17 protein-coding genes are annotated in these 22,989 nt (G+C 69.6%); 6 read left to right on the top strand and 11 right to left on the bottom strand.

Features of this window, described 5'->3' with window-relative positions:
- Window positions 1-233 precede the first annotated feature (233 nt).
- The 3 genes from EPA64_RS07235 to EPA64_RS07225 are packed head-to-tail and all read left to right on the top strand — an operon-like array spanning window position 234 to window position 3,051.
- The gene (locus EPA64_RS07235; protein ID WP_134725608.1) at window positions 234-1,103 is read left to right on the top strand and encodes an ABC transporter permease; all 870 of its coding nucleotides are present in this window, start codon (window positions 234-236) and stop codon (window positions 1,101-1,103) included.
- Window positions 1,100-1,906, top strand: a complete 807-nt coding sequence (locus tag EPA64_RS07230; RefSeq protein ID WP_134725607.1) for an ABC transporter permease — start codon at window positions 1,100-1,102, stop codon at window positions 1,904-1,906. The genes EPA64_RS07235 and EPA64_RS07230 overlap by 4 nt, the downstream gene beginning before the upstream one ends.
- Window positions 1,907-1,941: 35 nt before the next feature.
- Window positions 1,942-3,051: an ABC transporter ATP-binding protein gene (locus EPA64_RS07225; RefSeq protein WP_134725760.1), complete on the top strand. Its 1,110-nt coding sequence runs from the start codon at window positions 1,942-1,944 to the stop codon at window positions 3,049-3,051.
- A gap of 21 nt (window positions 3,052-3,072) precedes the next feature.
- Here the strand turns inward: EPA64_RS07225 and EPA64_RS07220 are convergent, their stop codons facing one another.
- Entirely contained in the window at window positions 3,073-4,284 is a 1,212-nt protein-coding gene (locus tag EPA64_RS07220; RefSeq protein WP_134725606.1) for an NAD(P)/FAD-dependent oxidoreductase, read from the bottom strand.
- A gap of 168 nt (window positions 4,285-4,452) precedes the next feature.
- Here EPA64_RS07220 and EPA64_RS07215 point away from each other — a divergent pair, with 168 nt between their 5' ends.
- Window positions 4,453-6,084: a CHASE domain-containing protein gene (locus EPA64_RS07215; protein WP_134725605.1), complete on the top strand. Its 1,632-nt coding sequence runs from the start codon at window positions 4,453-4,455 to the stop codon at window positions 6,082-6,084.
- 20 nt (window positions 6,085-6,104) lie between these two features.
- Here the strand turns inward: EPA64_RS07215 and EPA64_RS07210 are convergent, their stop codons facing one another.
- Both EPA64_RS07210 and deoC read right to left on the bottom strand, forming a co-directional pair.
- Window positions 6,105-8,489, bottom strand: a complete 2,385-nt coding sequence (locus EPA64_RS07210; protein ID WP_134725604.1) for an aldehyde dehydrogenase family protein — start codon at window positions 8,487-8,489, stop codon at window positions 6,105-6,107.
- A 4-nt stretch (window positions 8,490-8,493) separates the two neighbouring features.
- Complete coding sequence (gene deoC, locus EPA64_RS07205; protein ID WP_134725603.1) at window positions 8,494-9,486, bottom strand: deoxyribose-phosphate aldolase; 993 nt, start codon at window positions 9,484-9,486, stop codon at window positions 8,494-8,496.
- Window positions 9,487-9,672: 186 nt separating this feature from the next.
- Here deoC and EPA64_RS07200 point away from each other — a divergent pair, with 186 nt between their 5' ends.
- Window positions 9,673-12,162: a GcvT family protein gene (locus EPA64_RS07200; protein WP_134725602.1), complete on the top strand. Its 2,490-nt coding sequence runs from the start codon at window positions 9,673-9,675 to the stop codon at window positions 12,160-12,162.
- 161 nt (window positions 12,163-12,323) lie between these two features.
- Here EPA64_RS07200 and EPA64_RS07195 read toward each other — a convergent pair whose 3' ends face one another.
- The gene (locus EPA64_RS07195) at window positions 12,324-13,247 is read right to left on the bottom strand and encodes a LysR family transcriptional regulator (RefSeq protein WP_134725601.1); all 924 of its coding nucleotides are present in this window, start codon (window positions 13,245-13,247) and stop codon (window positions 12,324-12,326) included.
- A 401-nt stretch (window positions 13,248-13,648) separates the two neighbouring features.
- Here EPA64_RS07195 and EPA64_RS07190 point away from each other — a divergent pair, with 401 nt between their 5' ends.
- Window positions 13,649-14,191 carry an NADPH-dependent FMN reductase gene (locus EPA64_RS07190; protein WP_134725600.1) on the top strand — a complete coding sequence of 181 codons (543 nt, stop codon included), beginning with the start codon at window positions 13,649-13,651 and terminating at the stop codon, window positions 14,189-14,191.
- A 141-nt stretch (window positions 14,192-14,332) separates the two neighbouring features.
- Here the strand turns inward: EPA64_RS07190 and EPA64_RS07185 are convergent, their stop codons facing one another.
- The 7 genes from EPA64_RS07185 to EPA64_RS07155 form a co-directional block, all read right to left on the bottom strand.
- Window positions 14,333-15,196: a VOC family protein gene (locus EPA64_RS07185; RefSeq protein WP_134725599.1), complete on the bottom strand. Its 864-nt coding sequence runs from the start codon at window positions 15,194-15,196 to the stop codon at window positions 14,333-14,335.
- Window positions 15,197-15,304: 108 nt separating this feature from the next.
- Window positions 15,305-16,216 (bottom strand): LysR family transcriptional regulator, encoded by a 912-nt coding sequence (locus EPA64_RS07180; RefSeq protein WP_134725598.1) that lies wholly within the window; start codon window positions 16,214-16,216, stop codon window positions 15,305-15,307.
- A gap of 188 nt (window positions 16,217-16,404) precedes the next feature.
- The gene (locus EPA64_RS07175) at window positions 16,405-18,606 is read right to left on the bottom strand and encodes a calcium-binding protein (RefSeq protein ID WP_134725597.1); all 2,202 of its coding nucleotides are present in this window, start codon (window positions 18,604-18,606) and stop codon (window positions 16,405-16,407) included.
- A 497-nt stretch (window positions 18,607-19,103) separates the two neighbouring features.
- On the bottom strand, window positions 19,104-20,129 hold the full coding sequence (locus tag EPA64_RS07170; RefSeq protein ID WP_134725596.1) for a quaternary amine ABC transporter ATP-binding protein: 1,026 nt from the start codon (window positions 20,127-20,129) through the stop codon (window positions 19,104-19,106).
- Complete coding sequence (locus EPA64_RS07165) at window positions 20,122-21,012, bottom strand: ABC transporter permease (RefSeq protein WP_134725595.1); 891 nt, start codon at window positions 21,010-21,012, stop codon at window positions 20,122-20,124. The genes EPA64_RS07170 and EPA64_RS07165 overlap by 8 nt, the downstream gene beginning before the upstream one ends.
- Before the next feature lie 77 nt (window positions 21,013-21,089).
- Window positions 21,090-22,100 carry a glycine betaine ABC transporter substrate-binding protein gene (locus EPA64_RS07160; RefSeq protein WP_134725759.1) on the bottom strand — a complete coding sequence of 337 codons (1,011 nt, stop codon included), beginning with the start codon at window positions 22,098-22,100 and terminating at the stop codon, window positions 21,090-21,092.
- A 78-nt stretch (window positions 22,101-22,178) separates the two neighbouring features.
- Window positions 22,179-22,856 carry a TetR/AcrR family transcriptional regulator gene (locus EPA64_RS07155; protein WP_134725594.1) on the bottom strand — a complete coding sequence of 226 codons (678 nt, stop codon included), beginning with the start codon at window positions 22,854-22,856 and terminating at the stop codon, window positions 22,179-22,181.
- Window positions 22,857-22,989: the final 133 nt, after the last annotated feature.

The raw sequence follows: 22,989 nt of genomic DNA, 5'->3' as shown, positions 1-22,989 counted from the left end.
GTGGTCCCTTCTTAAATCACGGCGCAGATTGCATGCGGCCCGGCGGTCTGTCTACTGACCGAAAGCGGCAGGGCTGAAAAATCGCGGCGACGCGCATGGCTGGAAAGCCCGTCCCGACGGGCCGCATGCCAGACGGTGCCGGGCGCAAAGAACTGCCCTTTTCCTTGGGCCGAGACTGTGGAACTGTCGCCGAAAAGCGCCGCGCCGGCAGGCGCCGGTCAGAGGGGACGTGGATGGCTGTAGCCAACGGCAAAGAGGCCGCGCAGGGCCTGCGGATCGTGGCGCCGCCGCTGGTCTATGCGGTGCTGATGCTGGGCGTCCCGCTGCTGACGATCCTGGCCTATTCGTTCTTCAAGGACGGCTATCTGACCGTCGTGCGCGAATTCACGCTGGAAAACTATCGCGCCGTCTGGGCGGACCCGATCTTTCGCACGATCATGATCCGGTCGCTGTCGGTGGCCGCGATGGTCACGCTGGCGACGGTGCTGCTGGCGTTCCCGGTCGCCTATTTCCTGTCGTTCGTCGTCCCGCCCGACCGCAAGGCGCTGTGGATATTCCTGATCACCATCCCGTTCTGGACCAGCTATCTGATCCGCGTCTTTCTGTGGAAGGTGATCCTGGGGTTCAACGGCGTCATTAATTCCGGCCTGAAAAGCCTGGGCGTGATCGACCAGCCGCTGTCGTTCCTGCTCTACAACACCGGGTCCATCGTGATGACGCTGGCGCACGCCTATGCGCCCTTCGCGATCCTGCCGATCTATGTCGCGCTGGAAAAGATCGACCGCTCGCTGCTGGAGGCGGGGCGCGACCTGGGTGAAAGCCGCGCGATGACCTTCTGGCGCGTCACCCTGCCGCTGGCGATGCCGGGGGTGCTGGCGGCGGTGCTGATCGTGTTCATCCCGGTGATCGGCGACTATGTGACCCCGGCGCTGATCGGCGGCGGCAAGATCCCGATGGTGGCGAACATGATCCAAAGCCAGATGCTGGACCAGGACAACCGTCCGCTGGGGTCGGCGCTGGCCGTGACCGCGATGCTGATCGTGGCGGTGCTGGCGGCGCTGTTCCTGGCGCTGAACCGGCGTTTCCTGCGGGTGCGGCAATGAGGGGCGGGGGCCTGCGGGCCTATGCCGTCCTTTACCTCGTGTTCCTTTACGCGCCGATCCTGCTGCTGCCGATCTTCGCGTTCAACGCGGGCACGATCATCGCCTTCCCGCTCAAGGGGTTCACGACCGACTGGTTCGTGCAGATGTGGGGCAATGCCGCGCTGCGCAAGGCGCTGGCGAACTCGCTGATCATCGCGTTCAGTTCCGCGGTGCTGGCGACCTGCCTGGGGATATTCGCCGCGCGCGCGTCCACGCGGTTCAGCTTTGCCGGCAAGGGCGCGGCGCTGGGGCTGATCATGCTGCCGCTGGTGATGCCGGAAATCATCGTGTCGATGTCGCTGTTGGTGGTGCTGCTGGCCATCGGGGTCAAGCTGTCGGTGTTCACCGTCATTCTGGGCCACACGCTGATCTGCATGCCCTATGCGGTGGCGATCATGACGACGGCCTTTTCGTCGCTGGACAAGTCGCTGGAAGAGGCCGCGCAGGATCTGGGTGAAACCAAGCTCAGCGCGTTTCGCCTTGTCATCCTGCCGCTGGTGATGCCGGGGATCATCTCGGCCATGCTGATGTGTTTTACCGTCAGCCTGGACGAGTTCATCATCGCCTTTTTCCTGGCGGGGAACGAACCCACGCTGCCCACCTATATCTTCAGCCAGCTGCGCTTTCCCAAGTCGATCCCCGTCATCATGGCGTTGGGAACCATCCTGGTGCTGGCGTCCATCGTGCTGCTGGGCATCGCCGAATATTTCCGCCGCCGGGGCGTCGCCCGGACCGGCGCCAAGGACACCGGAGGCTTTCTGTGACCCCACCCGCCGCCAACCCAGACGGCCGCAAGCCGATGATCGAATGCCGGCAGGTGCAGAAATACTATGGCGACTATCACGCGCTGCGGGGCATCGACCTGACCATCCGCGAGGGCGAGTTCTTTTCCCTGCTGGGTCCGTCGGGCTGCGGCAAGACCACGCTGCTGCGCACCATTGCCGGGTTCGAGGAGATCGGGTCCGGCGTCGTGCTGATCGACGGGCGCGACATGCGCGACGTGCCCGCGAACGCGCGCCCCACCAACATGGTGTTCCAGTCCTATGCCATCTTTCCGCATCTGACCGTCGCGCAGAACGTCGGCTTCGGCCTGCGCCGCGACCCGCGCAGCGCCGTCGAAAAGGCGCGGGCCGTGGACGAGGCGCTGGAGATGGTGGGGCTGAAGGGGTTTGGCCGCCGCGCCGCGCATGCGCTGTCGGGCGGCCAGCGCCAGCGCGTCGCGCTGGCCCGCGCGCTGATCCTGAAACCCAAGGTGCTGCTGCTGGACGAGCCGCTGTCCGCGCTCGACCGCAAGATGCGCGAGCAGATGCAGGTGGAACTGATCAAGCTGCAGCGGCAGGTCGGCATCACCTTCGTGCTGGTGACCCACGACCAGGAGGAGGCGCTGGTCATGTCTGACCGCATCGCCGTCATGTTCGAGGGCGAGATCGCGCAGCTTGACGGCCCCGAGGCGCTGTATGCCCGCCCCGCCAGCCGCCGCGTCGCGGATTTCATCGGGGTGATGAACTTCCTGCCCGCGCGCATTTTGGGCGAAACCGACCGGGGCGTGACGGTGGACGCGCCCGGCTTTGGCGTGGTCGAGGTGCCGATGCGCAACGTCAGCCGGGCGAACCCCGGCGACGCCGGCCCCACCGTCGGCTTCCGCCCCGAGGCGGTGACCCTGACCCCGGTGGCCGGTCGCGGCCCGGAGCGGGCGGTGGACCGCGTATCCGGCGGGGTCATCGATGAGGTCGTCTATTACGGCGACATGACCTATTACGACGTCCGCATGGACGGGTCCGCCCGTTACGACGGCATCGCACGACCGGTGCGGGTGTCGATGCGCAACCTGTTCGGGCGCGAGGTGCCGGACGTGGGCACCCGCACCCGCGTCGTGTGGTCGCCCGGCTCGCTGGTGCTGTTCCGCTGAGGTCGCCGGCGCGCGGGGCCTCTAGCCCGCCAGCAGCGTTCGCAGGTCGTGACCGGCCGCCTCGACCGCGGCCCGGCTGACCGGCTCGGGGCGCGACAACAGCTTGCGCGCGGCCATGTGGCGGCCGGGCTGGTTCACCGTCTCGACCGCGATCAGCCGGTCCCCGCGATAGGCCAGCACTGTATCAACGGCGCCCGTGGCGTCGGTCAGCGCGGCGGTGTCGTCGAACCCCGCCGACAGGCCCGCGATCTGCAGCTTCAGCGGGCCCTGGTCCGACCAGAACCACGGCAGCGCGCCATAGGGCGGCTGGTCCGCGCCCATGATCGCGCGGGCGACATGGCGGGCATGGTCGGTCGCGGCCTGCACCGATTCCAGCCGCGTGGCGATCCCGCCCAGCGGGAAATTGGCGCAATCCCCGATGGCGAAGATGCGGGGGTCGGCGGTCCGCAGGTGTTCGTCCACGACGATGCCGTTGGCGACCGCCAGTCCCGCCGCCTCGGCCAGTTCGGTGTTGGGGCGGACCCCGGTCGCGACCAGCACCAGATCGGCCGGCAGCGTCGTTCCATCGGCAAGCTCGACCCCCTGGGCGCGTCCGCCGCCGGTGATGCCGCGCCCCAGTGCGGACAGCCGGACATCCACCCCCGAAGCACGGTGGAAATCAAGGAACCGCGCCGACAGGGCAGGGGTCACGGCGCGGGCCATCAGCCGGTCGGCGGCCTCGACCACGGTGACGGCAAGCCCCGCCTCGGCGGCGACGGCCGCGAACTCCAGCCCGATGAAGCCGCCCCCGATCACCACCGCGCGCCGCGCATCCGCCATCGCCGCGCGCAGCCGCGTGGCGTCGGCCAGTCCGCGCAGTTCGTGCACGCCGGCAAGGTCCAGCCCCGGCACCGGCGGGCGCTGGTTGCGCGCGCCCGTGGCAAGAACCAGGTGGTCGAACCCCACGCGCTCGCCCGAGGCCAGGACGGCCACGGCCGCCGCCGGGTCGATGGCTGCCACGATGGCGTCCGGCCGATACGCGACGTCGGCCAACGCGAAAAAGCTTTCCGGCTTCAGCGCCAGCCGGGTCGCGTCGCCGTCCTTCATGAAGGCCTTGGACAGCGGCGGGCGCTGATAGGGCAGCCCCGGCTCGTCCCCGATCAGGGTGATGGCGCCGGCGAACCCGTCCGCCCGCAGGCTGGCCGCCACCGACAACCCCGCCTGACCGGCCCCCACGATGACGACGCGATCCATGTCCGCCCCCCGGCTTGTTTCCGCGCGACTATAGCCGTTTGCGGCACCGCGGCCAGTGCCGCGCCGTCACGGCCGCGCCCTGTGCAGATGCCAGTTGCCAGATGGCCGATTCAGGCTATGTTGCGCGCTCGCCAGACCCCCGCGGGCGCGGTTCAGCCGGAGACCTGATTGCTCACCAACCGCCGCCTGCCAGCCGTCGTGCTGATCGTTGCGCTGACCGTCGGCGCGGCGCTGACCTTCACCATCCTGCGGCTGGAATCCCGCGCGGCCGCCGCCCGGTTCGACCGCATGGCCGACCTTGTGGCCGGACGCCTGCACGAGCGCATCAACCAGCACATCGCGCTGTTGCAGGCGACCGCCGCATCGTTCGAATCGACGAACGGCACGGTCGATGCGGGGACGTTCGCGCGCTATGTCGCGGGGCTGGGGCTGCGCGACGATTACAGCGGCATCCAGGGCATCGGCTTCGCCCGGCTGGTCACGGCGCAGGCCGCGCCGCAGGCCATCCCGGCCGAGGTCGCGGCGAACTATGGCGCGCGGGTCACGCTGCACCCGCCGACCGACCAGCCCGTGGCCGGCGCCATCGTGCTGCTGGAACCGCAGGACGACCGCAACGCCGCGGCGCTGGGATACGACATGTTCAGCGGCCCGGTCCGCCGCCTTGCGATGACCGAGGCCGCGCGCACCGGCAGCCCGCAGGCGAGCGGCCCCGTGCAGCTGGTGCAGGAAATCACCGACGCCAAGCAGACCGGGTTCCTGGTCTATATCGCCGTTCGCGCGGGCGCGCCGGGCACCGCGCCCGCGCCCTTCGCGCAGGTGGCGGGCTTTGTCTATGCGCCGTTCCGCGCGGGCGACCTGCACGCCGCCGCCGTCCGCGACGGCGAGGTGCCGTTGCCCGTGACATTGCGCACCGTCGATCTGGCCGCGCCGGACACGCCGCTGTTCGACGACGCGGCGGGCGCAAGCGCGGTCAACCCGCGGCAGGTCGTGCGCACGCTGGACGTCGCCGGGCGCCAGTGGCAGGTGACGGTGACCGAGGCGGCGGGCTTTGCCCGGCAATACGATCACGTCGCGACCGCGTTCGTCGGCGCGCTGTCGCTGCTGCTGGCGCTGGCCACGGCGGCGCTGGTGCGGGTGAACGCGCGCGCCATCGCCGCGGCCCGCCATTCGGCGCGCCTTGCCGCCGACATGGCCGAGGACCGCAACCTGATGCTGCAAGAGATGAAGCATCGCATCAAGAACCACATCGCCCGCATCCAGGCCATCGCGCGCCACACCCGCCGCGGCGCGGCCGATCTGGACGATTTCGACAAGGTGTTCTCGGCCCGGCTGTCGGCGATGGCCAGCACGCAGGATCTGCTGACCCGCGACCGCTATGGCACGGCGAACCTGCAGGATCTGATCCGGCGCGAGATCGAGCAGGTGATGTTGGCCGAGCAGGCCGCCCGCGTGATGGACGGGCCCGTCGTGCAGCTGGACGCCCGCCAGGCGCAAAGCGTCGGGCTGGTCATCCACGAGCTGGCGACCAACGCGATGAAATACGGCCAGACCACCGACGGCATCCCCGAGATGCTGATTGTCTGGCGGATCATCGACCGCGCGGGGCGCGAATGGCTGGAACTCGACTGGATCGAATCCAAGGCGACCGCCCCGGCCGACCCGTCCCGCGGCGGCTTTGGCACCCAGCTGATGGAGGCGATGGTCGAAGGCGACCTGAACGGCCGGATCACCCGCGATTTCGGCCCGCAGGGCATGCACGTCACCATCGCCTTTCCGCTGGTGTCGGACATGACGGCCTGACCGCCGCCTCACCCGCCGCCTTACCCGCCGTAGGGCAGCCAGATCGTCTTGGTCTGCACCGCATCCGCGATCACGGACCGCAGCATCGGCATCGGCAGCGCCGCCCAGTCCAGCGCGGCGGGGTGGGCGCGGACGGGCTTGAGGTTGCCCACGGCCTCGGTTTCCAGCCGCGCAAGCAGGGCGGCGTCGCCCGCGTGCCACAGCGCATCGACATCGTCATGCGCCGCCAGCACGGGCCCCAGAACGGCGGGATCGCCGGTGATCAGGTTCACCACCCCGCCCGGCACGTCCGAACTGTCGCACAGCTGCGCCAGGTCGCCCGCGACCAGCGCCTGCGCGGGGTCGGGCACGGCGATGACGCGGTTGCCCTGCGCGATCAGCCCCGCGATCAGCGTGACCATGCCGATCAGCGGCTGTCCAAGGGGGCAGATCAGCCCGGTGATGCCCCAGGGTTCGTTCACCGTCAGCGTCATGTGGCGGGCGCGCGCCGACTGAACCCCTCCGTCCAGCTTGTCGGCCATGCCGCCGATCAGCATCAGCCGGTCCAGCGTCGCCTCGATCTCGGCCGCCGGATCGTCGCAGCCGCCCGCGGCCAGCGAGGCTGCGAACTGGTCGCGCCGCTGGGCCATGTTCTCGGCCATGAAATGGACGATCTGCGCGCGGGCGTGACCCGACAGCGCGGCCCAGCCGGCGGCCTTGCGCGCGGCCTCGACGGCGTTGCGGATGTCCTTGCGCCCGCCCGTCGCGGCCGCGCCGATCCGCGCGCCATCGGGGCCGCGCAGGGCATAGCTGGCGCCGCCGTCCGGGCGGACCTGCTTGCCGCCGATGTATAGCTTCAGCGTCCGGTCGATGCCGGGCGGCCGGTTGCCGCCTTGCGTCGCGGGGGCGGGGGCCGGGGCGTAATCGACCGCGCGCTGCGGCAGGGGGCGGGTCGGGGCGGCCCCGTCGGACCGCAGATAGGCGGCCATGCCCGCGCGACCGCCCTCGCGCCCGAAGCCACTTTCCCGCATCCCCCCAAAGGGCGCGGCCGCATCCAGCATGTTGGTGCCGTTGATCCAGACCACGCCCGCGCGGATGCGCGCAGCCGCATCCAGCGCCGTGTCCACGTCCTGCGACCAGACCGAGGCGGCCAGACCATAGGCGGTGTTGTTCGCCATCTCGACCCCCTCGTCCAGGGTGCGGAAGGTCATCAGCGCGGCAACGGGGCCGAAGATTTCCACCTGCGCCACCGTCGCGGCGGGGCTTGCGCCGGTGAATATCCCCGGCTCGCACCAGTGGCCGCTGCCCGGCAGGGGGTTGCCCGCGGTTGCCAGCGCCCCGCCCTCGGCCAGGCCGGTGTCGATCAGGCCCCGGATGCGCGCAAGCTGTTCGGCAGAGATGATCGCGCCGATGTCGGTGGACTTGTCCAGCGGGTCGCCCACGCGCAGCGTTTCCATCCGCCGCATCAGCCGGGCCGTGAACGCGTCGGCGACGCTTTCCTGCACCAGCAGGCGCGATCCGGCGCAGCAGACCTGTCCCTGGTTCAGCCAGATGCCGTCCACCACCCCCTCGACCGCGGCATCCAGATCGGCGCCCTCGAACACGATGAACGGCGACTTGCCGCCCAGTTCCAGCGTCAGCGCCTTGCCCGACCCCGCCAGCGCCACCCGGATCGCGCGCCCGACCGTGGTCGAGCCGGTGAACGCGACCTTGTCCACGCCCGGATGCGCGACCAGCGCGGCGCCCGTGTCGCCGTCGCCCTGCACGATGTTGACCACGCCGGGGGGCAACCCGACCTCGGCGCAGATTTCGGCGAATGCGGCGGCGGTCAGCGGCGACTGCTCGGCCGGTTTCAGCACGACCGTGTTGCCGGCCGCCAGCGCGGGGGCGATCTTCCACGCCAGCATCAGCAGCGGAAAGTTCCACGGGGTCACCTGCGCGCAGACGCCGTGGGGGGCGTGACCCGGGAACTCCATCGGCAGGGCGGCGGCCCAGCCGGCGTGATAATGGAAATGCCGGGCGACAAGCGGCAGGTCGATGTCGCGGGATTCGCGGATCGGCTTGCCGGTGTCCGTCGTCTCAAGCACCGCAAGAAAGCGTTCGTGCTTCTGCACCGCCCGGGCCAGCGCGTAAAGATGGCGCGCGCGTTCGGCCGGGGGCCGCGCCGCCCAGCCGGGAAAGGCCGTGCGGGCCGCGGCGACGGCGCGGTCCACGTCCGCGGCCGTGCCCCGCGACACCGCGATCAGGGGCGCGCCGCTCGCCGGGTTTTCGGTGACGAAGGCAGCGTCAGGCGTGAATGCCCAGAACGCGCCGCCGATAAAATGCCCGATCCCGGGCGCGCGTTCGGCCAGCCACGCGGCCACGGGCGCGGCGGATTCGGGCGCCGCGCCGTATCCCATGTCGGCAAGGATGTCGTGGATGGTCATCGGCCTATCCCATCGGATGATGCGACTGGGCGGCATAACGCCCGGTGACGAAGTGTTCCAGCTGACGTTCGATGTCGCCCAGCATCGAACTGGCGCCGATGCGGAACAGGTCGGGCTGCATGGCGCGGGGGCCAAGCTCCTCGCGGATCAGGGACAGCCAGACCATCGCCTCCTTGGCGGTGCGCAGCCCGCCGGCGGGCTTGAAGCCGACGACATGCCCCGTGGCGTCCTGATGGTCGCGCAGCGCCCGGATCATGGTCAGCGCGACGGGCAATGTGGCGTTCTGCGGCTCTTTCCCGGTCGAGGTCTTGATGAAATCCGCGCCCGCCTGCATGGCGACGGTGGCGGCGCGATGGACGGTGGTCAGCGTGCCTAGGTCGCCAGTGGCAAGGATCGCCTTCATGTGCGCGGTCCCGCAAGCCTCGCGCATGGCGGCGATCTCGTCATACAGCGCGGGCCAGTCGCCGCGCAGGGCCAGTTCGCGGGTGATGACGATGTCGATCTCGGCCGCGCCCTGTTCCACCGCCCAGCGGATCTCGGCCAGCCGCAGGGGCAGGGGCGTCAGCCCGGCGGGAAAGCCGGTGGCGACGGATGCGACCGGGATGCCCGAGCCATCCAGCGCCGCGACGGCATGGGGCACCATCGTCGGATAGACGCAGACCGCGCCGGTGGTCAGCCCCTGCACGCCCAGCGCCGCCTGGATGTCGGGCCGCACGGGCTGGCGGGCCTTGGCGCACAGGCGGCGCACCCGGTCGGCGGTGTCGTCGCCCGCAAGCGTGGTCAGGTCGATGCAGCGGATGGCATGGACCAGCCAGGCCGCCTGGTGCAGTCCCTTGACGCTGCGTCGGGTTCCGATCTGGGCCGCGCGGCGTTCGGTGGCGGAACGGTTGACGGCGGCGTGCGCGACCGGACGCAGATCCAGGGGCACCGGCGGGTTGGCGCGGGTCAGCGCGCCGCCCTGTCCGGGGCCGGTCGAAACGCCGCCGTTGTCCGCCATTCCGCCCCCCGCCCGCCGCCGCTGTTTCACCAACGAACAGATGCCGCCTGCGCCGCCCCGTCAAGCCGGGCCGGGCGCGCCATCCGCCGGCCATGTCGCATTCAGCCCGTCCGATGTCGTCCCCGGCTGTCGGCCGGGATGCGTCACCGTGTCACACATGCCCCGACACGCGCGCAAGGAGATGCCATGAAGACCCACGTCAAAGCCCTGGTCGTCGGCGGCGGCGCCGTCGGCACCGGCATCGCCCTGCATCTGGCCCGCGCGGGCTGGGACACGATGCTGGTCGAACGGGACGAGCTGACGGCGGGTTCGACCTGGCACGCGGCGGGGCTGCTGCCCTTGTTCAACATGAACTATGCCACCACCCACATCCACGACTATTCCGTGCGGCTTTATGCGGGGCTTGAGGGTGAGACCGGCCTGAACGCGGGCTTTACCCGCTGCGGCAACCTGCGGATGGCGCAGACCGACGCGCGGATGGACGAATACATGCTGTATTCCGCGACCGCCGAGACGGTGGGGATCGAGCATGAGTTCCTGACCCCCGCCCAAATCGCCGCCCGCTGGCCGCTGGTGCGGACCGGGGACCTCAAGGGCGCGCTGTTCCATCCGACCGACGGCTATATCAACCCCGCCGACGTGACACAGGCGATGGCCAAGGGCGCGCGGATGGCCGGCGCCACGATCGAGCGCCGGGTGCAGGTGGACGGCTATCGCTGGACGGGCAGCGAATGGATCGTCACCTGCGACCGCATGGTCGAGCGCGGCGGCAATCTGGTCCCCGCGGGCGAGCCCTTCGAGATCCGGGCCGAGCATGTCGTGACCGCCACGGGCAACCACGCCCAGCGCACTGCCCGCTTGCTGGGCATCAAGATCCCCGCGATCCCGGTCGAGCATCAGTATATCGTGACCGAACCCGACCCGGCGCTGGCCGCGTGGCGGGCGCAAGGCAAGCCCGAGCATCCCGTGCTGCGCGACGCGGACGCGAAATGGTATGTGCGCGAGGAACGCGGCGGCTGGATTCTGGGGCCGTATGAACGCAACGCGCCCGCCCGGTTCCTTTATGACGTGCCCGAAAGCTTCCGCGCCGACCTGTTCCCCCTGGACCTGGACCGGATCGAGGCGGAATACATGTCCATGATCCACCGCATCCCGTCATCGGAATCGGTGGGGCTGAAGGACGATTTCAACGGCCCGATCTGCTATACCCCCGACGGCAACCCGCTGGTCGGCCCCGCGCCCGGCCTGCGCAACATGTGGCTGGCCGAGGGGTTTTCCTTTGGCATCACGGCGGCGGGCGGCACGGGGCACTATCTCGCCCAGATGATGACGGCGGGCGAGGCCGAGATCGACATGGCGAGCCTTGACCCGCGCCGTTTCGGCCAGTGGATGACGACCGAATACGCCGCCCGCAAGAACGAGGAGGCGTATGAGCACGTCTTCATCCTGCACCACCCCGACGAGGAACGCCCGGCCTGCCGCCCGCTGCGGACCGCGCCCGCCTATGACCGCCAGATCGCGGCGGGCGCGCAGATGGGGCAGGTGAACGGCTGGGAACGGCCGAACTATTACGCGCCCGCAGGCTTTGACGACCACGCCGCCCGCAGCTTTCGCCGCGGTGGCTGGTGGCAGTATGCCGAGGCCGAGGCCCGCGCGATCCGCGAGACCGCCGGCCTGATCGACGCCAGCGCATTCGCCAAGACCCGCGTTTCGGGGCCGGGGGCAACGGCCTTCCTGGACTGGCTGACGACGAACAGGCTGCCCAAGGTAGGGCGGATCAACCTGACCTATGCGCTGACCGAGACAGGGACCACGCGCACCGAATACACCATCGTCCGGCTGGCCGAGGATGACTATTACCTCGTGTCCGCAGGGGCCTGGGCGGATTACGACCTGGACAATCTGCGCAAGCTGGCCGCCGACCGCGAAGCCGGCTTCGGCCGGATCGAGGTGCAGGACATCACGACCCAATGGGGCGTCTTCGCGCTGGCCGGGCCGAACAGCCGCGCGATCCTGAACGAACTGGTCCGCGACGCCGATCCCGCCACGGTGCTGGGCAACAAGCGCTTTCCGTGGCTTTCGACGCGCGAGATCCAGCTGGGCATGGTCCCGGTGCGCGCGATCCGCGTCGCCTATACGGGCGAGCTTGGGTGGGAACTGCACCACCCGGTCGAGATGGGGCGCCACCTGTGGGACCAGCTGGTTCGCGCGGGGGAAAGCCACGGGCTGCGGCTGGTCGGCGCGCGGGCGCAGAACTGGCTGCGGCAGGAAAAATCCTATCGCGCCTTCGGCACCGAACTGGGCCGCGACGCGACTCCGCTGGAGGCGGGGCTGGACCGCTTCGTCGATCTCGGCAAGGACTTCCGCGGCAAGGACGCGATGCAGGCGACCGGCATCCGGTCCATGTGCGTGACGGTGCTGATCGACGGGCCTGCCGATGCCGACCCCTGGGGCCGCGAAGGGCTGTTCCTGGACGGGCAGAAAATCGGGCGGCTGACCTCGGGCGGGTATTCGGTGGCGTTCGGCAAGCAGATCGGTATGGGCTATGTCCGCCCCGATCTGGCGGTGGCGGGAACGCGGCTGCAGGTCAGGATGCAGCGCGAGCTGTGGGACGCGGTGGTCACCGAGGACAGTCCTTATGATCCCGCGAACGCCCGCATCCGGGTGGACGGCTGAACGCATGCCGCGTCCGGCGCGGGGCAGTGGCGCCGTGCCGGGTGCGCAGGAACTGCGCGACCTGCGCACCAGCGCGACGATGAGGAACGCCGCGTCCACGACCCGAGACCGGCCGGCCAGGTGACCATGCAGTCCGGCACGGGCCGGCGGGCGGGCCGCCCCTAACCCGGCGGCTGCTGCCACGGCGCGCAATCCGACAGCGCGGCCGCAAGGTGGTCGATCAGCGCCCGCAGCTTGGCGGGCATCGGCGCCACCGGCGGCCACACCGCCAGGATTGGCAGGGTGCGTGCGCGCATGTCAGGCAAGACCGCGACCAGCGTGCCGTCGCGCAGCGCGTCCGACACCAGGAACCCCGGCAGCATGGCCAGCCCCAGCCCGGCGGCGGCCATGTCGCGGATCGCCTCGCCGTTGTTCAGGGTCAGCCGGGTCGACACGTGCGGCGATAGGCTGCGGCCGTCCTGGCGGAACTGCCACACCGCCGCGTCCGACACGTGGGAATAGCCGATCACCTGATGACCGTTCAGGTCCGCCGGCGCGCCGGGCGTTCCCTCGCGCGCCAGATAGGCGGGGCTTGCCACGACCGCCATCCGGTCCTCGCACAGCTTGCGGGCCTTCAGCGCCCCGTCGCGGCCCTCGCCGATGCGGATGCCGATGTCGAAGCCGTCGCGCGCCAGGTCGCGCACCCTGTCGTCATAGTCGATGCGCAAATCCAGTCCCGGATGGGCGGCGGCAAAGCCCGCCAGGATCGGGGACAGATACATCGTGCCAAAGCTCATCGGGGCGGCGATGGCCAGCGCGCCGCGCAAGGGCGCGGCCCCGTCCATCCCCCAGGCCGCGCTTTCGGTGGCCGCGACCAGTTCGGCCAGCGCCGGGCGCAGCCGTTCGGCCAGCCGGTGCGCCGCCTCGGTGGGCGTGATGCGGCCCGCATTGCGGCGAAACAGCGCCGCCCCGACCGTCGCCTCGAAATCCGACACGCGCTTGCTGATGACCGACTTGGACAGGTTCATCCGCGCCGCCGCGGCCGAGACGGTGCCAAGCTCCATCACGGTCAGGAACGTCTCGATCTCGTGCAGCGAATAGCGCATCGTGCCAGCATAGGCGGCGCGCGCGCGTTCGCAATCGCCGAACGCGGGCTGCGCAGGCCGCGGTCTGGCGGGCCGGGCCGCATGCGCCGGTATCGGGATGAACGAGAGAGGGCCGAGATGAACCTTGCCGGTATCCACCACCGCAGGCGCGGCCGCCAACAACCGTTTCCACACGCAGACCCCGGGAATGCGGCGGGTCAAGCAGACCGTCAACCAGAACGACACCTGTGCCTGTTCCTGTCGCTGCCGCCCTTTCTGGAAGGACGGCGCGCCCAGATCGAGCCGGGGATGAAGCCGTTGGACTGACCCGCGCCCTCGACCGGCCCGCCGGCATCCGGCGGCCCGGTTCCCTGTTCGACGCCACCGTCTTGCCGCAGACCGGCCCCGTGAAAAGGTGACACATGACCCGGACCATCCTTGGCCTCAGCGGCAGCCTGCGCCGCGCGTCCTTCAACAGCGGCCTGCTGCGGGCCGCGGCCGAGGTCGCGCCCGATGGCGCGCGCATCCAGATCGGCTCGATCGCCGAGGTGCCGCTGTATCATGGCGATCTTGAGGCGGCAGAGGGCCTGCCGCCTGCGGTCGTGACGCTGCAGGCGCAGCTGGCGGCGGCCGACGGGCTGCTGCTGGTCACGCCGGAATACAACAACGGCGTGCCGGGCGTGTTCAAGAACGCCATCGACTGGATGTCGCGCGGCGAGGGGCTGGCGATGTTCGTGGGCAAGCCGGTGGCGGTGATCGGCGCGTCACCGGGCGGGTTCGGGACCGTCCTGGCGCAGGACCACTGGCTGCCGGTGCTGCGCACGCTGAAGACGCGGCCGTGGTTTTCGGGGCGGCTGATGGTGTCGCGCGCGGGCGGGCTGTTCGACGCCGACGGCGACCTGACCGACGACAAGACGCGCGCGGCGCTGCGCGGTTTCCTGGCGGGCTTTGCGGCCAGCCTGTGACCGGCGGCGGAGAGCGCCGCCGGCCGATCCGGTCAGCCGCGGCCCTTTGCCGCGCCCGAGGCAACGCCCACGGCAGATCCGGCCCCGGCGGCACGAGGCCGGCCGCCGCCCCTTGTCCGTGGATCGGCGTGATGGTGTCCGTCACGCGGCCAGGGCGATGCGCGTGCCCCACGGGTCGCGCAGCACAGGGGCATCGCCCGCGGTTGAAACTTCAACCCCTGCGGTGGCCGCGCGCGTCAGGATCGGGCCGCGCAGGCTTGCGTCGTTCAGCACGATCTCGACCGCGTCCAGCCCCGCGGCCCCGTCCGGGCGCGCGCCCGCGCCGCGGCTGTTCCAGACGTTGCCCGCCAGCTGGTGGTGATAGCCGCCGCTGCCGAAGAAGCTGGCGCCCGGATAGCGGCTGGCGACGTCGAACCCCAGCACGTCGCGGTAAAAGCGGTCGGCCGCGGCGGTGTCGCCCACCTGCAGGTGGACATGGCCGACGCTGCCCTGTTCGGGAAACCCGGTCCACGCCGTCCCGCCGGCCGAGGCGAGCACCCCCGGTCCGTCCATCGGCTCGGTCGTCATGTGGATTTCGCCATCCGCGCCGCGCCAGCCCGAGGGGGCGCGGTCGGCATAGACCTCGATCCCGTTGCCCTCGGGGTCGGCCAGATAGACCGCCTCGCTGACGATATGGTCCGACGCGCCCTGCAGGGGGATGCGGTTGTCCCTGACATGGGCCAGCCAGCGCCCCAGATCCGGGCGGCCGGGCAGCAGGAAGGCCGTGTGGAACAGCCCCGCATCGCGCGGGTCGCGCGGCGACAACGTGGCGTCGCCCGTCAGCTCCAGCAGCGGGGTTGTGGCGGTGCCCAGCGTGACCCGGTCGGCGGCGGTGGACAGCGGGCGCAACCCCATCACGCGGGCATAGAACTCGGCGACCTTGTCAAGGTCGCGGACCCGCAGCCGCACGCGCCCGATCCGCATGGGCGCGGCGCCAAGGTCGAAGGTGTCAGGGTTGGTGGACATGGGCGTCTCCTGTCGAACGGGCGGCCGGTCGGCCATCTGAGGCAGAAGATGGCTTTCGTCAGGACGGATGATAATCCGTCGAAGGGGAAGAAGATTGCTTCCGCGATGCTAGGGATCGCCTGCATCCGGCGCGGGGCTGTCGCGATAGCGGTCGATCAGGAAATCGACCAGCAGGCGCAGCTTGCCGGCCAGATGCCGGCTGTGGGGATAGAGCGCGTGGACGGGATAGGGCGGCGGCTCGTGTTCGGCCAGCACCTGCCGGACCCGGCCCGCGCGGATCGCGTCGTCCGCGACAAAGCCGGGCACGCAGGTGAGCCCCAGCCCGCTTTCCGCCGCCGCAAGGCAGGCCTGCGCGTTGGCATAGCGGATGCGTCCGGCGACCGGGACGGCGACCGGCTTGCCGCCCTGTTGAAAGGGCCAGCGTCCCGGTTCGCGGAAATTGCTGTCGATGATGCAGTCGTGCCCGGCCAGATCCTGCGGCACCAGCGGCTGGCCCCGCCGGTCCAGATAGTCCGGCGCGCCGACCACAAGGATGCGCACGTCGCACAGCTTGCGGGCGATCAGGCTGGAATCCGACGACGGACCCACCCGCACCGCCATGTCGAAGCCTTCGTCCACAAGGCTGGCCACGCGGTCGGAAAAACTGACATCCAGCTCGATCCCGTCGTGGCGGGCGGCAAAGTCGTTCAGCGCCGGCGCAAGCGCGATGACGCCGAAGGTCAGCGGCGCGGTCAACCGCAACCGCCCGCGCGGCGCGTGCGAGGCGTCGCGCACCGACGCGTCCAGATTGTCGAATTCGTCCAGCAAGGGCCGCAGCCGGTCGAAATAGGCCTGCCCGGCCTCGGTCGCCGACACGGCGCGGGTGGTGCGGTTCAGCAGGCGGACGCCCAGTTCCCCTTCCAGCCGGGACAGCAGCTTGGACGCCTGACCCGAGCTGGTCCCCAGCCGGCGGGCCGCGGCGGTAAAGCTGCCCGTCTCCATCACCGCGACGAACATCCGGTCGGATTCAAGCCTGTCCATGATGATCCTTTCGGCAGCAACGGGCGGGTGCCGGGATCAGCCTAGCAGCATTGCGTAAGCAATGTTGCGGATGGTGCAGCCCGAAGCGCGCGCCTCGACGAAAGTCGCGCCACCACGCAGGAACCCGGCACAAGTCCGATGACGCGCCGCCCCCCGAGCTGGGGGGCGCACCTGCGTTCAGCCGTGCGTCACAGCAGAAAATCGGCGGCCGACAGTGCGCCGACGCCGCGCAGCTGCATCTCGAAGTCGCGAACGCCGTCGCCGTTGACATCGCCGCGCACGACCATGTCCGCGCCGATGTCGGCATACCACACCCCGTTGCGCACCGCCGTCGCGCCGCCAAAGGCAAAGGCCTGATTGCCCGCCAGCGCGCCGTTGGCGTCGATGCCGCGCAGGTCGATCAGATCGCTGCCGCGGGCAAAGTCGGCCACCACGTCGCGGTGGAAATCCAGCCCGCTTTCGGACGCGGCATTGAACACAAAGCGGTCGGCGCCCAGGCCGCCGATCAGCATGTCGCGCCCCGCGCCGCCGATCAGCGAGTCGGCCCCGGCGCCGCCGCTCAGGCTGTCGTTGCCCGCGTCGCCTGACAGGATGTTGGCCGCCGCATTTCCGGTGATCGCATTGGCCAGCGCGTTGCCGGTGCCGTTGATGGCGGCGGTCCCGGTCAGCGCCAGATGTTCAAGGTTCGCGCCCAGCCGCAGCGAGGCTGTTGAGCGCACCTCATCGACGCCGCCGCCGGCATGTTCGACCAGCATGTCGTGGCCGTCGGTGACCAGCACGTCATTGCCCGCGCCGCCCGCCAGAACGTCGCGGCCCGCCCCGCCGGTCAGCGTGTCCGCGCCCGCGCCGCCGGTCAGCGTGTCGTCGCCCGCGTCCCCTGACAGGGCGTTGGCCGCCGCATTGCCGGTGATCGCGTTCGCCAGCAGGTTGCCCGTGCCGCTGATCGCGCCGCCGCCGGTCAGCACCAGCGTTTCCACGTTGGCCGCCAGCCGGATCGACGCCGAGCTGAGCACCCGGTCCATGCCGCCGTTCGCCCCCTCGACGATGGTGTCGCCGCCGTCGGTGACATAGGTGTCATCGCCCAGGCCGCCTGCCAGCGTGTCGGCGCCGGTCGTGCCGTCCAGCCGGTTCATGCCGGCATTGCCGCGGATCACGTTGGCCAGCGCGTTGCCCACGCCCGCGACGTTTGCCGCGCCCGTCAGGGTCAGGTTCTCGACATTGGCGGCCAGCGTCAGGCCGCCCGCGCTTTGCACAAGATCGGTGCCGCCGTTCAGCGTCTCGACGACCGTGTCGGCGCCGTCCACGACATAGATGTCGTTGCCCAGACCGCCCGCCAGCGTGTCGGCCCCCGCGCCGCCGTTCAGCAGGTTCGCCGCGGCATTGCCACGGATCATGTTGGCCAGCGCGTTGCCCGTGCCGTTGATCGCGGCGGTCCCGGTCAGCGTCAGGTTCTCGACATTCGGGTCCAGCCAGCGGGTCAGGGCGCTGTGCACGGTGTCGATGCCGGCGTTCGCCGCCTCGACCACCCGGTCGCCGGCGGTGACGTGATAGGTGTCATTGCCCATGCCACCCGCCAGGGTTTCGGCCGCCGCCGTGCCGCGCAACCGGTCGTTGCCCGCGCCGCCGGTCGTCATGTTGTCGTCGATCACGTCGATGCGGATGACCCGCATCGTGCCGCCGTCGTCGAACGTCAGGCCGCCCACCAGCCGGATGGTGAGATAGCCGGTTTCCGTCGCCTCCCGGATGCCATCCTGCAGCGCGGAAATGGAAATCGAGGTGCCGCGGGTCACGGGCGAGGTGGACCATATCGACATGCTGCCGCTGCCCGAAGTCGCGCCCAGATCGCTGGCCGATGCCGTGCCGCCGGCCGTGGTGGTGGAATACTCCCACTGAAAGGAATGGTTGGTGAGGTTCAGGAAGCCCAGGTCAATCGTGCGGCTGGTGCCCTCGGTGATCTGGATCGAGTCGTTCACGGACACCCGCGCATAAGCGCCCTGGATCGGGGCGGGGGCCGAGCCGACGATGTCGAACCCGGTCATGAAACCCAGGGTCCGCAGGTCGTCGGTGGTGTAGGTTGTCTCGTTGCCCAGACGGTCTTCGACGGTGATGCGCAGGATATCGACCCGGCCCGAGGAATTGGTCGAGAGAAACGAATGCTGCTCGGAGGCTGAACCGTCGGCCCAGGAATCGTAGATTCCATAGAACCCGAAAAGCGACCACGTGCCGCCCGTGGATGAGCTGCCGAAATTATAGGTCACATCCCGGTCGAACCACACGATGACCCGACCAATTCCATCGGGATCAACCGCGCTGGCGCTGATGGTGAAAGGAACATGTCCCGCCGAAAGATCGATGACCGAAGGCATGGAAAAGCCGGTAAGTGTAGCCATGAATCAACCGCCGCCGTTGAAATGGAATAAAGCCTCGATCTCGGATAAGGCACCCCCGGAACCCGGGCAACCTGCCTTTATGGACAGGCAGCCTCATCGCCCCCGGACGGCGCAATACGGTTCAGCGGCAGATGCCGTGGCGGCCGGGGCGCGGGCGCCCCCTGCGACGATGCCGCACGTCGCGCCGCCCGCGCCGCCCCTGCGCCCTGCCGTCCCACTACCACGGCGCGGGTCATCGGAACCGTCCCGGCCAAGCGTCCGCCCTCGTCCAGGACCGTCACGCGGGCGGCCCCCTCGGCCGACGTGCTGCGGATTGCCTTGCCCCGGCCGGTCGCGGCCGCGACGCCTCAGCTTCCGCCGGCGGCCACGGCCACGGCGCGGGTCATCGGAACCGTCCCGACCGGGCGTCCGCCCTCGTCAAGGACCGTCACGCGGTCGGTCCCCTCGGCCGACATGGTGCGGATCGCCTTGCCCCGGCCGGCCGCGGCGGCGACGCCTCAGCTGCCGCCGGCGGCCACGGCCACGGCGCGGGTCATCGGCACCGTCCCGACCGGGCGTCCACCCTCGTCAAGGACCGTCACGCGGTCGCTACCCTCGGCCGACATGGTGCGGATCGCCTCGCCCAGGCTGGTCGTGGCACCGACGCGCGGGCCGCCGGCATCGTCCGTCAGCGGCAGCATCACGGAATCCACCCGAACGATCCGGGCGCGGTCCACATGCTGGACAAAGCTGGACACATAGTCGTCGGCCGGGCGCAGCACCATTTCCTGCCCGGTGCCCTGCTGGATGATCGAGCCGTCGCGCAGCAGCGCGATGCGGTCCCCGATGCGCAGGGCCTCGTCAAAGTCGTGGGTGATGAAGACGATCGTTTTGCGGACCTCTTTCTGCAGGTCCAGCAGGACGGTCTGCATGTCATGGCGGATCAGCGGGTCCAGCGCCGAATAGGCCTCGTCCATCAGCAGGATCGGCGCGTCGTTGGCCAGTGCCCGCGCCAGGCCCACGCGTTGCTGCATGCCGCCCGACAACTGGCTGGGATAGCGCGTCTCATACCCGCCCAGCCCGACCCGCTGAACCCAGCGCATCGCGGTGCGGTGACGGTCGGCGCGGGCCACGCCCTGCACCTCGAGCCCATAGGACACGTTGTCCAGAACCGTGCGGTGCGGCAGCAGCGCGAATTTCTGGAACACCATCGCGGTCTGAAGCCGGCGGAACCGGCGCAGTTCGGCGGGCGTCATGGTGACGACATCGCGCCCGTCGATCACGATCTCGCCGACCGTCGGCTCGATCAGGCGGTTGATGTGGCGGATCAGCGTCGATTTGCCAGACCCCGACAGGCCCATGACGACCTGGATGCTGCCGGGGGCGACCGACAGGTTGATGTCGCGCAGCCCCAGGACGTGGCGGTGCCGTTCGTTCAGCTGGGCCTTGGTCATGCCTTGCCGGACGGCGTCCACATGCGCGCGCGGACGGGCGCCGAAGATCTTGTAAAGATTGCGGATCTCGATCGCCAGCGGCTCAGACATCATGGCCCCCGCGGTGTTTCTGCAGACGGCGGCCAAAGGCCTGGCTGATGCGGTCGAAGATGATGGCGATGCCGACGATGGCAAAGCCGTTGAACATGCCCAGCGTGAAATACTGGTTTGAAATCGCGCGCAGCACCGGCTGTCCCAGCCCCTGCACCCCGATCATCGAGGCGATGACCACCATCGCCAGCGCCATCATGATGGTCTGGTTGATCCCCGCCATGATCGTCGGCAAAGCCAGCGGCATCTGGACGTTCCACAGCTTTTGCCACGCGGACGAGCCGAAGGCGTCGGCGGCCTCGATCACCTCGGGGTCGACCTCGCGCACGCCCAGGTTCGTCAGCCGCACGATGGGCGGCAGGGCATAGACGACGACGGCGATCATGCCCGCCACGCGGCCGATGCCCAGCAGCATGACGACCGGGATCAGATAGACAAAGCTGGGCATGGTCTGCATGACGTCCAGCATCGGGTTCAGCCACGACTGCACCCGGTCCGACCGCGCCATCAGGATGCCCAGCGGGATGCCGACCGCGATGGCCACCAGCGTGCAGACGAGGATCATGGCGACCGTGCGCATGGTATCATCCCACATCCCGAAATAGCCGATGGCGGCCAGCGTCAGGACGCTGGCCGCGGTCAGCCGGACGCTGCGGCTGCCCAGCCAGGCCAGCACGCCCAGGATCAGCAGGGTCAGCGGCCAGGGCATGCCCAGCATCAGCCGTTCGGCGTGGATCAGCATCTGCCGCAGCGGGTCGAAGATGCCCTCGATCATCGTGCCATAGCTGCGGGTGAACTCCCGGAACCCGTCGTCGATGACCCGCTTGAGGTTGCGCAGGGTCTCCTCGTTCATCTGAGGAAAGCTGTTGATCCAGTCCGGCATCCCGACTCCGCCTTGGCGCATCCTGATCGCGCGGGTGGGCCGCGGGCAGGGCAGCCCGCGGCGCGTGGTTCATGAGGTCAAAGGGCGGCTTCGATCTTTTCGGCCGCCTCCGGGGACACCCACTGCTTCCACAGGTCGGGCTGGGTGCGCAGGAACTCACGCGCCCCGTCCTCGCCGGTGGCCTGGTTGTCGGTCATCCACGCCATCAGGCTGTTGACCGTCTCGTTCGTCCAGGACCGCTTGTTGAGGTAATCCATGACCCCCGCCGGGGCGCGCTTGGCGAAATCCGCGGCGATCAGCGTATAGACGACATCCGCCTTCCAGTCGTTCGGCTTGGGATCGGCGCATTCCGCGTTGGACGAGCAGCGTTCCCATTCCGCGTCATCCAGCGGAACCCCGTGCTGCAGGCGCACCATGTCGTATTTGCCCAGCAGCGCCGTCGGTTCCCAGTAAAAGGCGACGATCGGCTGCTGGTTTTCATAGGCGCGCGCGATGGCGCCGTCCAGGCCCGCGGCCGATCCGGTGTCGATCAGGTTCCATCCCGCGGCATCCGCGCCATAGGCCTTGAACATCTGCGAGGTGACGATGGTGCCGCCCCAACCCTCCTGCCCGTTGTAGATCGCCCCGCGCGAGGGGTTCTCGGGGTCGGGGAACATCTCGGGATGCTTCAGCAGGTCGGGGATGGTCAGCACGTCGGGATGGGCGTCGGCCATGTATTTCGGGATATACCAGCCCTGCTGGCCGCCATCGCTCAGCGCGCTGGCGCCATAGACGATCTTTCCGTCGGCCTTGGCCTGTTCCACCAGGTCGGGCAGCAGGTTGATCCACGCCTCGGGCACCACCTCGGGGCGGCCGCGTTCGATCAGCGAGGTGATCGAGGGCACGGTGTCGCCGGCCACGATCTCGGCGTTGCAGCCATAGCCGTTGTTCAGGATGAACTGGTCCATCGCGGCCAGCACCTCGGCGCTTTGCCAGTTCATGTTGGACAGCGACAGGTCGCCGCATTCCTCCTGGGCCAGCGCCGGGGTGGCGGCAAGCGCCAGGCCAAGGGCCGTGCCAAGGGCCGTCAAAGTCAGGATGTCGCGCATTTCCTCTCCCATCATCCAGAGCCGTTGGGGCGGCGACCGGCGGGCTCTGGGGCGCCGGTGGCCGCGCGGGCGGCCGACCTAGCCTGCGCCGCTTTTTATCTGCATGGGCGGGCCGCCGCTGCGGGCAACGCCGAACGGCGCCGCGAACCGCGCCATCTCGCTGGGCGTCGGCTCGGTCCCGGTATAGATGCGGACATAGGTCGGCACCCGCGACAGCCGGGTTTCCACCGTCTCGCGCGTCTGCATCGAGATATAGCCGATCTGGACCAGATAGATGGTCCGGGCGCGCACGTCGGCGTCCACCTCGTCATAGCCAAAGCGGGTCAGCATCGCGCGCAGCGCCGCCATCCGCGACTCGTCGGCGCGGCGCACGCGGTCCATCGTGTCGTCGGACTGCAGCGCCCAGCTGCGGACCGCGAACTCGAACCGGGCGTCGAACTGTTCGCCCATGATAAAGCACGACAGAAGGTTCAGCACCCCCTCGGCCGGGCTTTCGGCATAGGATTCGGTGGCCGACACCAGCCCGTGCGTGTTGGTCCGCTCCCACCGCTGCAAAAGGGCCTCGAGCAGTTCCTCGCGCGTCTCGAAGAACCAGTAAAAGCTGGTCCGCGACAGTTTCAGGCGGTCGGACAGCAGCAGCACCCGGACGCTGTCCACACCGCTTTCGATCAGCGCCTGATAGGCCGCGTCCAGCCACAACTCGCGTGAGCCGCGTTCCTTGGCGCGTCTGGGCGCAGGGGGCAGGGTCGTCGTCATGGAGGCACGATAGCGCGGATCGGGCCTTTGGCAACGAAAATTGTTCACCCGGATACATTGATTGTTCTTTCCGATCCACGTTCTTGACGGATGTGAACAGTTCCCTCACGCTGACCCGCGAGGGGCGGCAGCC

The sequence above is a fragment of the Paracoccus luteus genome (assembly GCF_004522155.1).
Taxonomy (GTDB): domain Bacteria; phylum Pseudomonadota; class Alphaproteobacteria; order Rhodobacterales; family Rhodobacteraceae; genus Paracoccus; species Paracoccus luteus.
Note: the sequence above shows the minus strand (reverse complement) of the source record. Positions and strands in the feature narration are given on the sequence as shown.

Bases quoted from the DNA above. Each gene is read 5' to 3' on its own strand.
- EPA64_RS07235 (WP_134725608.1), top strand. From the start codon at position 234: ATGGCTGTAGCCAACGGCAAAGAGGCCGCGCAGGGCCTGCGGATCGTG.
- EPA64_RS07230 (WP_134725607.1), top strand. From the start codon at position 1,100: ATGAGGGGCGGGGGCCTGCGGGCCTATGCCGTCCTTTACCTCGTGTTC.
- EPA64_RS07225 (WP_134725760.1), top strand. From the start codon at position 1,942: ATGATCGAATGCCGGCAGGTGCAGAAATACTATGGCGACTATCACGCG.
- EPA64_RS07220 (WP_134725606.1), bottom strand. From the start codon at position 4,284: ATGGATCGCGTCGTCATCGTGGGGGCCGGTCAGGCGGGGTTGTCGGTG.
- EPA64_RS07210 (WP_134725604.1), bottom strand. From the start codon at position 8,489: ATGACCATCCACGACATCCTTGCCGACATGGGATACGGCGCGGCGCCC.
- deoC (WP_134725603.1), bottom strand. From the start codon at position 9,486: ATGGCGGACAACGGCGGCGTTTCGACCGGCCCCGGACAGGGCGGCGCG.
- EPA64_RS07200 (WP_134725602.1), top strand. From the start codon at position 9,673: ATGAAGACCCACGTCAAAGCCCTGGTCGTCGGCGGCGGCGCCGTCGGC.
- EPA64_RS07195 (WP_134725601.1), bottom strand. From the start codon at position 13,247: ATGCGCTATTCGCTGCACGAGATCGAGACGTTCCTGACCGTGATGGAG.
- EPA64_RS07190 (WP_134725600.1), top strand. From the start codon at position 13,649: ATGACCCGGACCATCCTTGGCCTCAGCGGCAGCCTGCGCCGCGCGTCC.
- EPA64_RS07185 (WP_134725599.1), bottom strand. From the start codon at position 15,196: ATGTCCACCAACCCTGACACCTTCGACCTTGGCGCCGCGCCCATGCGG.
- EPA64_RS07180 (WP_134725598.1), bottom strand. From the start codon at position 16,216: ATGGACAGGCTTGAATCCGACCGGATGTTCGTCGCGGTGATGGAGACG.
- EPA64_RS07175 (WP_134725597.1), bottom strand. From the start codon at position 18,606: ATGGCTACACTTACCGGCTTTTCCATGCCTTCGGTCATCGATCTTTCG.
- EPA64_RS07170 (WP_134725596.1), bottom strand. From the start codon at position 20,129: ATGTCTGAGCCGCTGGCGATCGAGATCCGCAATCTTTACAAGATCTTC.
- EPA64_RS07165 (WP_134725595.1), bottom strand. From the start codon at position 21,012: ATGCCGGACTGGATCAACAGCTTTCCTCAGATGAACGAGGAGACCCTG.
- EPA64_RS07160 (WP_134725759.1), bottom strand. From the start codon at position 22,100: ATGCGCGACATCCTGACTTTGACGGCCCTTGGCACGGCCCTTGGCCTG.
- EPA64_RS07155 (WP_134725594.1), bottom strand. From the start codon at position 22,856: ATGACGACGACCCTGCCCCCTGCGCCCAGACGCGCCAAGGAACGCGGC.